The sequence below is a fragment of the Caulobacter sp. ErkDOM-E genome, assembly GCF_048541895.1.
Lineage (GTDB): Bacteria > Pseudomonadota > Alphaproteobacteria > Caulobacterales > Caulobacteraceae > Caulobacter.
In genome coordinates, this window is sequence record NZ_CP183331.1 from 2,749,695 (window position 1) to 2,764,340 (window position 14,646).

Consider the following 14,646-nt stretch of genomic DNA (forward strand, 5'->3'; position numbering starts at 1 on the left):
CCGTCCAGCCTAGCCGGCCACCATGGCCAGCCATTCGTCCTCGGTCATCACCTGGATGCCCAGTTCCGTGGCGGTCTTCAGCTTGGAGCCCGCGCCGGGACCGGCCACCACCAGATCGGTCTTCTTCGACACCGATGACGCCACCTTGGCCCCCAGCGCCTCGGCCTGTGCCTTGGCTTCGTCGCGGGTCATCTTTTCCAGAGCGCCGGTGAAGACCACGGTCTTGCCGGCCACGGCGGTGTCGGTCTTGGGCTTGGCCACGGTCTGGATGTCGAGCTGCTCGACCAGGGCGGCGACCTTCTGGCGGTTGTGATCCTCGCTGAAGAACCGCGCCAGCGACTGGGCGGCGACCGGACCGACGCCATCGACGGCGGCCAGATGCAGATAGTCCTCGCCCGGCGCGCCATTGGCGGCTTCCGCCAAGGCCTGGGCGAAGGCGTCCCAGGTTCCATAGCGCTGGGTCAGGGCGGCGCGGGCCGGCTTGGTCAGCTTGGGGACGGCGTGACCGATCTTGATCTCCACGCTGTCAGCCTGCGGCCACGGATCGGCCTTCAGCCCGCCCTTGCCGACCTCGACCAGCAGGTCCAGCGCCTTGGGGCCGACGCCGGGCGCGGTGGAAAGCTCCAGATAGGTCGCGGTCGGCAGGCCCGTGGCGGCGGCCTCGGCGGCGGCCTGCAGGTCGGCGAAGCTGTCGAAGTGGCGGGCCAGAACGGTCGAGGTGGTCTCGCCGATATCGCGCATGCCCAGGCCGTAGATCACCCTATCGAGGCCGATGGTGCGCCGGGCCTCGATGCCCTTGACCAGATTGGCGACGGAGGTCTCGCCATAGCCGTCGCGGGTGCGCAGGGCGTCCAGCTTTTCCGTGTCACGCGCCAGGCGGAAGATGTCGGCGGGCTCGCGGATCCAGCCCTCTTCGAAGAAGGCCTGCAGCTGCTTTTCGCCCAGGCCCTCGATATCGAAGGCCCGGCGCGACACGAAGTGGCGCAGGTGCTCCACCCGCTGGAACGGACAGGCGAACTCGCCGGTGCAGCGGCGCACCACGGACTCGGCCCCCGAGGCGTTGGTCTCGCGCGCCAGCGGCGTCTTCAGCGGACACGGGCAGACGTGCGGGAATTCATAGGGCGGCGGCGCAGGATCGGGCCGCGCCTCCAGCGCCACCTCCACGATCTGCGGGATCACGTCGCCGGCCCGCTGGATCACCACGGTGTCGCCCACCCGCACGTCCAGTCGGGCGATCTCGTCGCCATTGTGCAGGGTGGCGTTGGTCACCGAGACCCCGCCCACCGTCACCGGCTTCAGCCGCGCCACGGGCGTAATCGCGCCGGTGCGGCCGACCTGCAGGTCGATCGCTTCCAGGATGGTGCGGGCCTTCTGGGCCGGGAACTTGCGGGCGATGGCCCAGCGGGGCGAGCGCGAGACGAAGCCCAGGCGGCGCTGCCGCTCAAGGTCATCGACCTTGTAGACGACGCCGTCGATGTCGAAGTCCAGGGTCGGCCGCAGGGTCTCGAAGGCGGCATAGATGTCGAGCAGGCCCTGGGCGTTCTCCACCCGTTTGGCCGGCGGGGCCGTGGTCACGAAACCCCAGTCTTCGAGCCTCGCCAGCGCCTCCCACTGGCCGTCGGCGAAGCTGTCGCTGACCAGGCCCCAAGCATAGCCGAAGAACCGCAGCGGCCGCTGGGCGCTGATCTTCGGATCGATCTGGCGCAGCGACCCGGCGGCGAAATTGCGGGGATTGGCATAGGTGCGCTGCCCCGCCGCCTCGGCGGCGGCGTTGAAGGCGGCGAAGGCGGCCAGCTCGACATAGACCTCGCCGCGTACCTCGATCACGTCGGGCCAACCGGAGCCCCTCAGGCGCTGGGGGATGTCGGCGATGGTGCGCAGGTTGGCGGTGACGTCCTCGCCCACCCGCCCGTCGCCCCGCGTCGCGCCCTGGACCAGCACGCCCTTTTCATAGCGCAGGGAGGCCGACAGGCCGTCGATCTTCGGCTCGGCCGTATAGGCCACGGTCTCGGCAGGCGACAGCTTTAGGAACCGCCGGACGCGGGCGTCGAACTCGATCGCCTCGTCATTGGAAAAGGCGTTGTCGAGGCTCAGCATCGGCACGCCGTGCTCGACCGGCGAGAACTGGTCGGCCCGAGCCGCCCCCACCCGCAGCGACGGCGAATTCTCGCGGATCAGGTGCGGAAACCGGGTCTCGATGTCGAGGTTGCGCCGCTTGAGCGCGTCATACTCGGCGTCGCTGATCGTGGGCGCGTCCTGCTGGTGATAGCGCAGGTCGTGGGCCGACAGCTGATCGGCCAGGGCTTCCAGTTCCAGGGCGGCCTGGGCTTCGGAGAGGTCGGCGACGGGCGTCAGGGTCACGGGCGAATCCGGCTGGAAAGGGTGTCGACCCGGTTTTAACCGATGCCTTGGTAAAACGCTCCTGTTGGCGCGCGCCTTGCTGCGGCTTCGTCAGAAACGGAGATCCGCATGTCGAACGCCGCCGAACCGTCCCGCATTGGGGCGCGCGATCTTCGCAAGGCGAGAGACCTGTCGCGCGGCGGCCCGCTGGACGCCCTGCGGTTCTTCGCGGCCTTCTTCATGGTGATCTATCACTATGCCGAGCAGGCGCCGGTCAGCCTGTTTGCCCTGCACCCGGCGCTGGGACGCGGCTATCTGGCCACCGACTTCTTCCTGATGCTGTCGGGCTATGTGCTGGGCCGGGCCTATGGTGACCGGGTCGGCCAGCGTCAGGTCGGCGACCGCGAATTCCTGCTCAAGCGCTTTGCCCGCGTCTGGCCCTCGCATCTGGTCATGCTGGCCGGCTTCATGGCCCTGATCCTCGCGACCACCCTGATCGGCATCGCCCCGCAGAACCCGCAGTGGTTCCAGTGGTCGCAGCTGCCGGCCCAGGCCCTGCTGGTGCAGGCCTGGGGCTTTGACGGCCCGTCGGGCTGGAACACTCCGACCTGGACCCTGTCGGCCCTGATCTTCTGCTATGCCGCCTTCCCGGTGCTGTGGCGCAGCTTTGCCGCGATCCGCTCGCCCTGGATCGCCCTGGCCGTGGGCGTGGCGATCTTCGTCGCTGTCGATCTGGCCTGCCGCTACTGGCTGGGCCAGAGCTCCTATCGTCTGGCGCTGAAGTATGGCGTCATCCGCGCCCTGCCCCTGTTCCTGATCGGCATGCTGATCGCCCGCCTGGGCCGCGAAGTCGTGGTCAGCCCCCGCGTTGCCGACGCTCTGGGCGCGGCGGCCATCGCCGGGGTCGTGGCCCTGAACCTGATCGGCGCCTTCGACTATGCCAGCCTGGCCCTGCTGGCCGTGCTGATCTTCGCCGCCGGCGCCTCGGCCCGCAAGGACTGGGGCTGGGCCAAAACGGCGGGCCGGCTGGCCTTCGCCCTCTACCTGACCAACCAGTTCGTCGGCGTGACCTGGTTTGGCGCCCAGCACGTTGCCGCCGGCAAGCTCGCCTTGAACGACACCGCCCTGTGGCTGACCTGGGCCATGGCCTTCCCGGCCGCCGTGATCTTCGCCGCCCTGTTCGAGCGCTTCGTCGACGGCCCGCTGCAGGCCTGGGTCAAGCCGCGCGTCGAGATGAGCGCCCTGCGGTCGATGTTCCGGGCCAACCCGGCGATGTGGGCCAAGCGGCGGGTGGTCTGAGGGCTGTTGGCGACGATCTCAACCCTCCCTCTTTGAGAGAGGGGTTCCGTGCGCGTTCGATCAGCGATCGGTGTTGCACGTTCGCTGTCAACACCCTGCCCGCGACGCAGCCTAGTTGATCAGCGCCCGCGCCGCCGCCCTCGCCGCCTCGGTGACTTCCGCCCCCGACAGCATCCGCGCGATTTCTTCCTCGCGCTGGGCCGGTGACAAGGGCTCGACCCGGGTGCGGATGGACTGATCGTCGCCGGACTTGGCGATGCGCCAGTGGGCGTCGCCGCGGGCTGCGACCTGGGCCGAGTGGGTGACGACCAGCACCTGGGCGTTCTGGGCCAGACGCTTGAGGCGCAGGCCCACAGCGTCCGCCACGGCGCCGCCGACGCCCTGATCGACCTCGTCAAAGATCATCAGCGGCTGCGGGCCGGTGCCGCGACCCGCGAGGGCCGCCTTCAGGGCCAGGGCGAAACGGGCCAGTTCGCCGCCCGAGGCGATGGTCTCCATGGGCCCAAACGGCGCGCCGGGGTTGGTGGAGATTTCGAAGGCGACGCGGTCCATGCCGGTGGGGCCGACGCGGTCCTCGGGCAGGGGCTCGACGGCGACCCGGAACCTGGCCTTGTCCAGCTTCAGCGGCGCCAGCTCGGCCTCGACCGCCAGGGCCAGCCGGTCGCCGGCGGCGCGGCGTTCGGCCGACAGGGCCTCGGCGGCGAAGACATAGCCGTCGCGGGCGGAAGCCGCCTCTTCCTCGGCGGCTTTCAGGGCCTCGCCGGAGGTCTCGATGGCCTGCAGGCGGGCCGCGAACTCAGCGCGCAGGGACGGCAGGTTCTCGGTGGCGACGTTCAGCTTGCGGGCCATGCCGCGCAGGGCGAACAACCGCTCTTCGGTCTTTTCCAGACGGTCGGGTTCGAATTCGAAGGTTTCGGCCACCGCGTCGATGGCGGCGCTGGCTTCCTGGGCCTCGACCAAGGCGCGGTCGACGGCGTCGCAGGCGGCGGTCAGCCGGGTCATGGCCGCGCCGTCGGCGGGGGCTCCAGCGTGCAGGGCGCGCTCGCGCGCTCGCTCAAGAGCGCGGAAAGCCTGGGCCAGCTTGCCCGACAGGGCGTCGCCGCCCAGGGCGTCCTGAGCCGAGGCGATGTCGGCCAGGGCCTTCTCGGCCGAGCCCAGCAGGGCGCGTTCCTCGGCCAGAGCGGTTTCCTCGCCCTCCCGGGGGTCAAGGCGGTCCAGCTCGGACAGACGAAGGGTCAGTTCCTCGGTCTCGGCGGCGGCCTGGTTGGCCAGGGCGCGCAGGGCCTCGGCCTTTTCACGCGCGGCGCGCCAGCCGCTCCAGGCCGAGGCGACGGCCGAGACGGAGACGGCGCCGAAGGCGTCCAGCAGGGTGCGGTGGGTGCGGGGGTCCAGCAGGCCGACGGTCTCGTGCTGGCCGTGGACCTCCAGCAGCAGGGCGCCCAGGTCTTTCAGCACGCCGACGCTGGTGGCCTGGTCGTTGACGAAGGCTCTGGAGCGGCCGTCGGGCGACAGCTGGCGGCGCAGGACCAGGTCCTCGTCGCGGCCATAGTCCAGGCCCTTGTCGTCCAGATAGGCGAAGGCCGGGTGATCGGCCTGCAGGGCGAAGATGGCGGTGGCCGAGGCCTGACCCGCCGCGCCGCGACGCACGAGGCCGGCGTCGGCCCGCGCGCCGGTGGCCAGGCCCAGGGCGTCGAGGATGATCGACTTGCCCGCGCCGGTTTCACCGGTCAGGGCGGTCAGGCCCGGCCCGATGGCCAGATCCAAGCTCTCGATGAGCACGACGTCGCGAATGGAGAGACCAATCAGCATGTCGCGGAGATTCGCCCAGAATCAGCGTTTTTCAAAGCGCTCAGACGCGTCGATGTTCAGCTTGTGTTCCGCGAGGCCGCGGAGGGCCGAGGCTAGAGCCCCAGAAGGCCCCGCACGCCGTCCTTCTTGGCCGGCTTTTCGCCGGGAGGGGCCAGGGTGGCGTTCTTGTCGCGCACCAGACGGTCCAGCAGATTCTTCTTGGCGCCGGGGGTCAGCGGCTCGACGGCGGGCTTGAGGCCGGCGTCGTTGAGCAGCTTGTAGGCGTCGGAGTACCAGCGATCGCCCGGGAAGTTGTAGCCCAGCACGGCGCCGTTGCGCTTGGCCTCATCGAACAGGCCCAGGGTCAGATAGGATTCCACCAGGCGAAACAGGGCTTCTGGCGTGTGCGACGTGGTCTGGTGACGGTCGATCACGGTCTTGAAGCGGCCGATGGCGGCCAGGGTCTGGCCCTGGCGCAGATAGTAGCGGCCGATGGCCATTTCCTTGCCGGCCAGCTGGTCATTGACCATGTCGATCTTCAGGCGCGCGTCCTGGGCGTATTCGCTGGTCGGATAGCGCTGGACGACGTCGCGCAGGGCGGCCAAGGCCTGCTCGGTGGCGGCCTGGTCGCGGTTGACGTCGACGATCTGCTCGAAATAGCAGACCGACTTCAGATAGTAGGCGTAAGAGGCCGACGGATTGCCAGGATACAGCGAGATGAAGCGGTCGGCGTCGCCGATGGCGTCATTGTACTGATTGCCCTGATAGTGGGCGAAGCCGGTCATCAGGATCGAGCGGCGCGACCATTCCGAATAGGGGTGCTGGCGTTCGACTTCGCGGAAATAGTCGACGGCCTCGTTCCAGTTGCCGCGATCCAGACGATCGGCGCCCGTGGCGTACAGCAGCTCCACCGGGCGCTCTTCATAGGCCAGGGTCGGCTTCTTGGCCTGGCCGGCGCAACCCGCGACCGTAACGGAGACGAGAACGGCGGCGAGGACGACTGCCGAACGACCCGGGAATTTAAGAAGCACGGACTATCACCCTCGAAGCAAACGCGCGCCTCGGCGCCGTGCAAGGCTTCTACACCACGCCGCTTGGGGCGCAAATGCGAAGGCTCAACGACGCCGGTCGCGCTTTTATCTAGACAGCCTGCGCCAGTTCCAGCGCATGAGTGCGCAGGCGCCAGGCGCGCGGCTGGGCCAGCAACGCCCGAACCACGGCGTTATTGAGGCCGTGCCCCGCCAGCACGCCTTCAAAGCGGCCAATGATCGGCGCGCCCAGAACAAACAGGTCGCCCACCGCGTCCAGCGCCTTGTGACGCACGAACTCGTCGGGGCGACGCAGACCTTCGGGGTTCAGCACCCGGTCGCCATCGATGACGACGGCGTTTTCCATCGAGCCACCCCGCGCCAGACCGATGGCCCGCAGGGCCTCGACATCGCGGACGAAACCGAAGGTACGGCAGTTGGACAGCTCGGCGCGGAACGAGTCCTCGTCCACGGTCAGGTCGACGCGCTGGCGACCGATGGCCTTGCTGCCAAAGGCGATCTCGAAGGCGACCTCGAAGCGATCCGACGGGGTCAGGCTGGCGAACTTATCGCCCTCCTCGACCCGGACCGGCTCCAGGATCTCGATATATTTTCGGGCGGCTTCCTGCTTGCGGCGGCCGGCGCGATCCAGGATCTGCACGAAGGGCTCGGCCGAGCCATCCATGATCGGAACCTCGGGGCCATCGACCTCGACGATGCAGTTGTCGATCGACAGGGCGGCCAGGGCCGCCATCAGGTGCTCGATGGTCGAGACCCGCACGTCGTCGGCGTTGTTGATGACGGTGCCCAGCTGGGTCTGGCAGACAGCGTCGGGCTTCACCGGGACGCGGTTGTCGAGGTCGTGGACATCGGTGCGCACGAAGACGATCCCGGCGTCGATCTGCGCCGGGCGCACGGCGACACGGACGTGCTCGCCCGTGTGCAGGCCAATCCCCGCGAAGATCACCGGCCCTGCGACCGTGTGCTGAAAATACGCCGAAGCCGACACGAAAGACCCTTATCGTTTTACTCAGAAACGGTTCTTCGACCGCTCTACGCCCTGTGTACCATTTAGGGACCATGCCGCGGTGCGGCAAAGCAAGTCCTGTTTCGGATTGTTACCGCTCAAGCCTTTGTAATCGTGTCGCTTTTTTGACACGAAATCGCCACATAAAATCGACCGGTGTCGGACGACCGGCGTTCGCAATCGCGCGCCCTATCCTCTGGTCTAGCGCGCACGCGAGGGCTAGGCTGCCGCTCCTTCAAGGAAGAATAGGGCCAGGATTTTGCGTTTGATGATCAAGAGCTTGCGTCTCGCCGCCTCGGCCCTGGCGCTGTCCGCCGCGTTCGGCGGAATGGCCGTCGCACAGGCCCGTCCGTTCACCGCCAAGGACATGGCCAGCCTGGACCGCCTGAGCGATCCCCGCGTCTCACCCGACGGTCGCTTGGTGATCTACAGTGTGCGGACCATGGACTTCGACGCCAACAAGGCCTCGATGTCGCTGTGGCTCGCCGACCTGAAGACTAGGATGGCGCCGCGCCGACTGGCGGTCTCGGACGGCGGGGCCAGCAGCGCCCGCTGGTCGCCGGACGGCAAGTCGATCTATTTCGTCTCCAGCCGCGTCGGCGGAACCGATCAGGTGTTCCGCGCCGACGCCACGGGCGAGACCGCCCTACAGGTGACCTCCGCGCCGTTCGATGTCGGGGCCTTCAAGGTCTCGCCGGACGGCAAGACCCTGGTGATCAGCCAGGCCGTCTTCCCCGATTGCGACACGCTGGACTGCACCCAGGCCCGCCTGGACGCCCGCAAGTCGGTCAAGGCCACAGGCGTGGTCCACGACAAGCTTTTCATTCGCCATTGGGATACGTGGGCCGACGGGACCCGCAATCACCTCTACGCCCTGGCCCTGGACGACAAGGGCGTGGCCTCGGGCAAGCCGGTGGCCCTGATGCCCGGCTTCGACGGCGACACGCCCACCAAGCCGTTCGGTGGCGACGAGGACTTCACCATCTCGCCCGACAGCAAGTTCGTGACCTTCTCGGCCAAGGTGGCGGGCAAGGACGAGGCCTGGACCACCAATTTCGACATCTGGGCCGCCCCGCTGGACGGTTCGGCCAAGCCCAAGAACCTGACGCCCGCCAACAAGGCCTGGGATACCGCCCCGGTCTATTCGCCGGACGGCAAGTGGGCGGCCTATCGCGCCATGAAGCGGCCGGGCTTCGAGGCCGACCGCTACGCGATCATCCTGCACGAGGAAGCCACGGGCAAAGAGCATGAGTTGGTCCCCACCTGGGATCGCTCGGCCGACGCCATCGCCTGGAGCCCGGACGGCAAGTCGATCTACGCCCTGGCCCAGGACGTGGGTCAGACGAAGATCTTCGCCATCACCGTCAAGACCGGCAAGATCGCGCCGGTCACCGGCGACGGCCATGTCAGCGCCTTCGATGTGGGCCCGAACGGTCTCGTCTATGCGATGGACACCCTGAAAGGGCCGGCCCAGCTTTATGCGACGGCCGGCAAGGGCGCGCCGATCAAGCTGACCGACCTGAACGCCGAACGCCTGAAGACCGTCGCCTGGGGCGAGCCCGAGCAGTTCAACTTCAAGGGCTGGAATGACGAGACGGTGCACGGCTTCGTGGTCAAGCCGGCCAATTTCGATCCGGCCAAGCGCTATCCGGTCGCCTTCCTGATCCATGGCGGACCGCAGGGCTCGTTCGGCAACAGCTGGAGCCATCGCTGGAACCCGCAGACCTACACCAATGCCGGCTATGCCGTGGTGATGATCGATTTCCACGGCTCCACCGGCTACGGCCAGGCCTTCACCGACTCGATCAGCCAGCACTGGGGCGACCGCCCGCTGGAAGACCTGCAGAAAGGCTGGGATCACGCCCTGAAGACCTATGGCTTCCTGGACGGCGACCGGGCCTGCGCCCTGGGGGCCTCTTACGGCGGCTTCATGGTCAACTGGATCGCCGGCAACTGGAACGAGCCCTGGAAGTGCCTGGTCAATCACGATGGCATCTTCGACACCCGCTTCATGGGCTATTCGACCGAAGAGCTGTGGTTCACCGAGTGGGAAAACGGCGGCACGCCCTTCGCGCCCGGCAACACCTACGGCAAGTTCAACCCGGCCGATCACGTTGCGAACTGGACCAAGCCGACCCTGGTCGTGCAGGGCCAGCTGGACTACCGCGTACCGCTGGAACAGGGCATCGCCACCTTCACAGCCCTGCAGCGCAAGGGCGTGCCCAGCAAGCTGCTGTACTTCCCCAATGAGAACCACTGGGTGCTGAAGGCCCAGAACTCGGTGCAGTGGCACAAGGAAGTGCTGGACTGGCTCAACACCTGGACGGCCGAGAAGAAGTAGGCAGGCCTAAATCAGGCCCGTCGCCACCGACCAGGTGAGGCGGGCCTTTTTTTCGAGCTCGCCGGGGTCGCGCCCCCTGGCGTAGGCGCCGGCCAGGGCGGCCGGCGCGACGGCCGGGAACGCCGCGACGGGCAGGCCCTTCAGTTCGCGGCGAGCGACCTTGAGCTGATCGGCGACCCGGCGCGCCAGATCGGCCTGGGTCCAGTCCTCGGGCAGGCGCGAACGCCCCGCCAGCTTCAGCCGCCACAGCCCCGCCAGGCCGTAGGCCCGGGCCGCGCCCTTGACGGCGTGCGGGTCGGCGGACGGATCAAGCCGGCGGGCAGCCAGCACGGCCAGGGCCCCGGCTGTGCCGTCGACATAGGCCAGCGCCCTGCCCTCGTCGGCCGGCGGCGCCTCGTCCAGATCGTCGAAACGGGCCTCGACCAGGGTGGCCAGAGCCAGGGGGTCGATCCCCGACGCGGCGATGGCCTCGACATTGGGATGCTTGCGCGGCGGCTTGCCGGCCGCGATCTCTTCCATGGCCTCGCGCCACCAGGTCAGACGGATCTCGCCCATCAGGGCGTTGGAGACCCCGCCGGCCACCCGGGCCAGCTCATAGTTGAAGCCGTAAAGCGCGATCACGTCGGCCCGCGCCGCGGGGTCGGCGATGAAGCGGCTGGCCAGCCAGCGGTCGGGATCGACGCGGCGGACGAGGTCGTCGAGGGTTTCGGTGTCGGCCATGGGTCTTCAAACGAGAAAGGGCCCGCCGATTCCCCGGCGGGCCCTCCCCTTACACGATTTTGCTCGGGGTTTAGCCGAACAGCGTCTGGTTCATCGTCATGGTGGCCAGCATCGGGATGCTGAGCAGGGTGTTGGTGCGCGAAAACAGCATGGCCATCTTGGCGGCCTTGGCCTTGGCGTCCGCATCGGCTTCGACGATGCCCAAAGCGATCTTCTGGTTGGGCCAGATCACGCCCCAGACGTTGATGAACATGATCGTCGCCAGCCACATGCCCACGCCGATGAAGGTGTAGCGGGCGTCGACGTCGGGCGAGTAGCCGCCGGCCAGACCCAGGGTCGCGGCCTCGAGCAGATAGTTGCGGCTCAGCGCCAGGAGCACGCCCATCACCAAGGTGGCCAGGGCCGCCCAGCGGAACCAGAACAGCGCCTCGGGCGCGATGTACTTGGAAACGGCCGGCTTCAGCTCGGCCGGGATCTGCGGCATCATGCGGATCTGCACGAAGTTGAAATAGTACAGCAGCCCGATCCACAGGATGCCGAAGAACACGTGCACGAAGCGGAACACCGCCTCAAGGAACACCAGCCCGCCGCCGGCGTGCATGAAGTAGCCGACGATCATCACCAGCGACAGGATCACGCTGACGATGATGGTGTTGCGGAAGTTCGCGAGCAGTCCGGACATCCAAGTTCCCCCTAAGAGCCCTAAATCTTGACGGTCAGCTATAAGCCGCTTCTCAGAGTCGGGCAAAGCCTTGAAAACGCTGCCGGCTAGACCGCGATCAGGGCCGCCGCCAGCCGCCGGCCCTCGCTGGCCAGCACGTTGTAGGTGCGGGCCGCAGCTTCGGTGCTCATGAACTCAAGGCCGATGCCCGCCGCCTTCAGGGCGTCGCGGAGATCGCGCGGCGGCAAGGCGTTGAGCAGCCCGCCGCCCAGCAGCACGAACTCGACCGCGCCGCCGGCCGCGAAGACCTCGGCGAAGTCGTCAGCCGTCAGCGCCGCCAGGGCGGTCGCCGACCATGTGCGCGGCTGATCATTGATGATCAGCAGCGACCCCGGCCGCCAGTCGCCGGAGACCCGAAAGCCGCCGCCGCCCCAGGCGTCGATCGAGGGCGGACGGCGAAGCTCGGCCATTACGGACGCGAGGCCGCGCCGAAGGTGATCGGGGTGGCGTCGTCGTCGCCCCGCTTGACGCCCCACAGCAGGATGATCGGCGCGCCGACATAGATCGACGAGTAGGTGCCCACGATGATCCCGAAGATCATCACCACCGAGAAGCCAAACAGCGCCTCGCCGCCAAAAATGGCCAGGCCCGCCAGCGCCATGACCGCCGTAACGCCGGTGATGATGGTGCGCGACAGGGTTTCGTTGATCGACAGGTCGATCACTTCGGCCAGGGGCATCTTCTTGTACTTGCGCAGGTTCTCGCGAAGGCGGTCGAACACGACGACGGTGTCGTTCATCGAATAGCCGATCACGGTCAGTAGGGCCGCGACGGTGTTGAGGCTGAACTCGATCTTGAACAGCACGATAAAGCCGAAGGTCAGGATCAGGTCATGCAGCAGGCCCGCGACGGCGCCGAGGCCGAACTGGGGCTCAAAGCGGAACCAGATGTAGAGAAACATCAGGCCGACAGCGAGCACCAGGGCGATGATGCCGCTGCGGAACAGCTCACCCGACACCTTGGGGCCCACCGCCGAGGGGTTGATGAACTGGACGGGCTCGCCCAGCGACTGCTTCAGGGCGGTCTTGACGTTGGTCAGGGTGACGCCGGCGTCGCCGCCGGCCGGGGTCTGAAACCGCACCAGAGCACGGTCGGCGGCGCCGAACTCCTGCACTTGCACATCGCCCAGACCCTGGGCCTCAAGCGTGGTTCGCACCTTGGCCAGATCGACGGCGCGCGGGGCGGTCGAAACTTCCATGACGGAACCGCCCTTGAAGTCGATGCCCATGTTCAGGCCCGGCATGAAGACGCCGACCATCGACGCGACCACGAGGGTCGCGCTGATCAGCGCCATCAGGCGCGCAAACTTGACGAAGGTGAGGTTGGTTTTCTGCGGGAGCAGCTTGATCAGGGGCCAGGCCATGGGTGCGCTCACTCAGATCGGAAGTTGCTTGGGGCGGGCAGCGCGGAACCACCAGCCGATGAGAAGCTGGCTGACCAGCACGGCGGTGAACACCGAGGTGAACACGCCGATCGACAGGGTCCAGGCAAAGCCGCGAACCGGGCCTGCGCCGAAGGCAAACATGATGCCCGCCGCCACCAGGGTGGTGACATTGGCGTCGATGATCGTGGTCATGGCGCGCGAGAAACCCGCGTCGGCCGCCATGATCGGCGATTTCCCGGCCCGGGCCTCGTCGCGCATGCGCTCATAGATCAGCACATTGGCGTCGACGGCCACGGCCAGGGTCAGGATCAGGCCGGCGATACCGGGCAAGGTCAGGGTGGCCTGGGTGATCGACATGGCCGCGACGATCATCATGCCGTTGATCAGCAGGGCGATCACCGAGATGCCGCCAAACAGCAGCCCATACGACAGCAGCATGAAGGCCACGATGGTCACGAAGGCCACCAGGGTGGAGATCGCGCCCGCCTTGACGGCGTCAGCCCCCAGTTCGGCGCCGACCGTGCGTTGTTCCTCGACCGTCAACGGCGCGGGCAATGCCCCGGACCGCAACAGCAAGGCCAGTTCCGAGGCGCTTTCCGGCGTGAAATTGCCGGTGATGATGCCCGAACCGCCCGTGATCGCGCCATTGATGACCGGCGCCGAGATGATCTTGCCATCCAGGACGATGGCGAACTTCTTGCCGACATTGCGCGCCGTGGCGTCGCCGAACTTGCGAGCGCCCTGGCCGTTGAAATTGAACGACACGACGGGGTTGCCGCTCTGGGAATCGAAGGTCTGGCGCGAGTCGGTCAGCTCATCGCCCGAAACCACGGCCCGCTTGCGCACCGCATAGGCGGGCACATAGCCATCCTCACTGGGCAGCATCTCGGAGCCCGGCGGAATACGGCCCGCCGCGAGGTCTTCCTGGGTGACGCCTTCATCGACCATCTGGAAGGTCAGTTTGGCGGTCTTGCCGATCACTGACTTCAGCTTTTCAGGATCGCTTTCACCGGCGGCCTGGATGACGATCCGGTCCAAACCCTGACGGGTGATCGTCGGTTCCTTGGTCCCCAGGCTGTCGATGCGGCGACGGATGGTTTCGATCGACTGCTCGACCGCCATCGCCGCATCGGCCTTGGCGGCCTCGGCGACAAAGCTGATTTCCAGCCGCTGATCGTCCCGCGTGGCGACAGAGACGTCACGGCCGCCGACCGAGCCGGTCAACGGCGCGCCGACCGACTGCCGAAGCAGGTTGGCGGCGTCGTTGACCTTGCCGGCCTCGGCGATGCGGACACTGATCACGCCATTGCCTTCGCGCAGGTCACCAAACGCGATCTGCTCGCCCCGCAGGCTGGTGCGAACGTCTTCGACGAGATTCGTCAGACGTTCGCGGCGCAGCGCGGCCGTATCGACTTCCATGAGCAGATAGGATCCGCCCTGCAGGTCGAGGCCCAGGTTGAGCTTCTGTTTGGGAACCCAACCGGGCAGAGCGTCGAGCGTTCTTTGCGGCAGAAGATTCGGCAGTGTGAAGGCAAAGCCGAAAATCAGCGCCAGAGTGACGACGATGATCTTCCAGCGGGACAGTGTCAGCATGGATTACAAGCTCTGGACGACGCCTTGCGGCGCCTTGGTCGGGGCGTTTTGAGCAATCAGCTCTTGGGATCGTTGGCCGGAGCCGGTTCGCCCTTGGTGCGGACTTCGGTGATCATGCCCTTGACGACCTTGACGGTGACGCCCTGGGCGATCTCGAGGCCGACTTCCTTGTCTTCAACGCGCACGACCTTGCCCAGCATGCCGCTGGACAGCACGACATTGTCGCCACGCTTCAGGTTGGTCAGCATGATCTGATGTTCTTTGGCCCGCTTCTGCTGCGGACGGATCAGCATGAAGTAGAACAGCACCACCATCAGGAGGATGGGGGCGATTTGCATAAGCTGCGCGCTCAGGCCACCGGGCATAACGTCTCCAAAATTTCTGCAGTCGAAACCCCCATATGGG

At 67.2% G+C, this 14,646-nt stretch carries 12 protein-coding genes; 2 read left to right on the forward strand and 10 right to left on the reverse strand.

Annotation, left to right across the window (positions count from 1 at the left end; genetic code table 11):
• Window positions 1–9: 9 nt before the first annotated feature.
• Window positions 10–2,361 carry an NAD-dependent DNA ligase LigA gene (gene ligA / locus ACN2C7_RS13545; RefSeq protein ID WP_419317491.1) on the reverse strand — a complete coding sequence of 784 codons (2,352 nt, stop codon included), beginning with the start codon at window positions 2,359–2,361 and terminating at the stop codon, window positions 10–12.
• Between the two features lie 108 nt (window positions 2,362–2,469).
• Between ligA and ACN2C7_RS13550 the strand changes: the two genes are divergently transcribed.
• Complete coding sequence (locus ACN2C7_RS13550; RefSeq protein WP_419317492.1) at window positions 2,470–3,639, forward strand: acyltransferase family protein; 1,170 nt, start codon at window positions 2,470–2,472, stop codon at window positions 3,637–3,639.
• Window positions 3,640–3,750: 111 nt separating this feature from the next.
• Here ACN2C7_RS13550 and recN read toward each other — a convergent pair whose 3' ends face one another.
• The 3 genes from recN to lpxC form a co-directional block, all read right to left on the reverse strand.
• Entirely contained in the window at window positions 3,751–5,448 is a 1,698-nt protein-coding gene (recN, locus tag ACN2C7_RS13555; protein ID WP_419317493.1) for a DNA repair protein RecN, read from the reverse strand.
• A 92-nt stretch (window positions 5,449–5,540) separates the two neighbouring features.
• Window positions 5,541–6,458, reverse strand: a complete 918-nt coding sequence (locus tag ACN2C7_RS13560; RefSeq protein WP_419317494.1) for an outer membrane protein assembly factor BamD — start codon at window positions 6,456–6,458, stop codon at window positions 5,541–5,543.
• A gap of 109 nt (window positions 6,459–6,567) precedes the next feature.
• Window positions 6,568–7,464: a UDP-3-O-acyl-N-acetylglucosamine deacetylase gene (lpxC, locus tag ACN2C7_RS13565; RefSeq protein WP_419317495.1), complete on the reverse strand. Its 897-nt coding sequence runs from the start codon at window positions 7,462–7,464 to the stop codon at window positions 6,568–6,570.
• Between the two features lie 286 nt (window positions 7,465–7,750).
• Here lpxC and ACN2C7_RS13570 point away from each other — a divergent pair, with 286 nt between their 5' ends.
• Complete coding sequence (locus ACN2C7_RS13570) at window positions 7,751–9,823, forward strand: prolyl oligopeptidase family serine peptidase (protein WP_419317496.1); 2,073 nt, start codon at window positions 7,751–7,753, stop codon at window positions 9,821–9,823.
• A gap of 6 nt (window positions 9,824–9,829) precedes the next feature.
• Here ACN2C7_RS13570 and ACN2C7_RS13575 read toward each other — a convergent pair whose 3' ends face one another.
• The 6 genes from ACN2C7_RS13575 to yajC form a co-directional block, all read right to left on the reverse strand.
• On the reverse strand, window positions 9,830–10,543 hold the full coding sequence (locus ACN2C7_RS13575) for a squalene/phytoene synthase family protein (protein WP_419317497.1): 714 nt from the start codon (window positions 10,541–10,543) through the stop codon (window positions 9,830–9,832).
• A 70-nt stretch (window positions 10,544–10,613) separates the two neighbouring features.
• Window positions 10,614–11,225, reverse strand: coding sequence for a urate hydroxylase PuuD (locus ACN2C7_RS13580; protein ID WP_419317498.1), 612 nt, complete (start codon window positions 11,223–11,225; stop codon window positions 10,614–10,616).
• A gap of 86 nt (window positions 11,226–11,311) precedes the next feature.
• Window positions 11,312–11,674 (reverse strand): Mth938-like domain-containing protein, encoded by a 363-nt coding sequence (locus ACN2C7_RS13585; RefSeq protein WP_419317499.1) that lies wholly within the window; start codon window positions 11,672–11,674, stop codon window positions 11,312–11,314.
• A complete protein-coding gene (secF, locus tag ACN2C7_RS13590) occupies window positions 11,674–12,639 on the reverse strand; it encodes a protein translocase subunit SecF (protein WP_419317500.1) in 966 nt (321 codons plus the stop codon). Before secF ends, ACN2C7_RS13585 begins: the two co-directional genes overlap by 1 nt.
• Window positions 12,640–14,241 (reverse strand): protein translocase subunit SecD, encoded by a 1,602-nt coding sequence (gene secD, locus ACN2C7_RS13595; RefSeq protein WP_419317501.1) that lies wholly within the window; start codon window positions 14,239–14,241, stop codon window positions 12,640–12,642.
• A 56-nt stretch (window positions 14,242–14,297) separates the two neighbouring features.
• Entirely contained in the window at window positions 14,298–14,606 is a 309-nt protein-coding gene (gene yajC / locus ACN2C7_RS13600) for a preprotein translocase subunit YajC (protein WP_419317502.1), read from the reverse strand.
• Window positions 14,607–14,646 lie beyond the last annotated feature (40 nt).

Coding starts and splice junctions, on each gene's coding strand:
- ACN2C7_RS13550 (WP_419317492.1), top strand. CDS start 2,470: ATGTCGAACGCCGCCGAACCGTCCCGCATTGGGGCGCGCGATCTTCGC.
- recN (WP_419317493.1), bottom strand. CDS start 5,448: ATGCTGATTGGTCTCTCCATTCGCGACGTCGTGCTCATCGAGAGCTTG.
- ACN2C7_RS13570 (WP_419317496.1), top strand. CDS start 7,751: ATGATCAAGAGCTTGCGTCTCGCCGCCTCGGCCCTGGCGCTGTCCGCC.
- ACN2C7_RS13575 (WP_419317497.1), bottom strand. CDS start 10,543: ATGGCCGACACCGAAACCCTCGACGACCTCGTCCGCCGCGTCGATCCC.
- ACN2C7_RS13580 (WP_419317498.1), bottom strand. CDS start 11,225: ATGTCCGGACTGCTCGCGAACTTCCGCAACACCATCATCGTCAGCGTG.
- ACN2C7_RS13585 (WP_419317499.1), bottom strand. CDS start 11,674: ATGGCCGAGCTTCGCCGTCCGCCCTCGATCGACGCCTGGGGCGGCGGC.
- secD (WP_419317501.1), bottom strand. CDS start 14,241: ATGCTGACACTGTCCCGCTGGAAGATCATCGTCGTCACTCTGGCGCTG.
- yajC (WP_419317502.1), bottom strand. CDS start 14,606: ATGCCCGGTGGCCTGAGCGCGCAGCTTATGCAAATCGCCCCCATCCTC.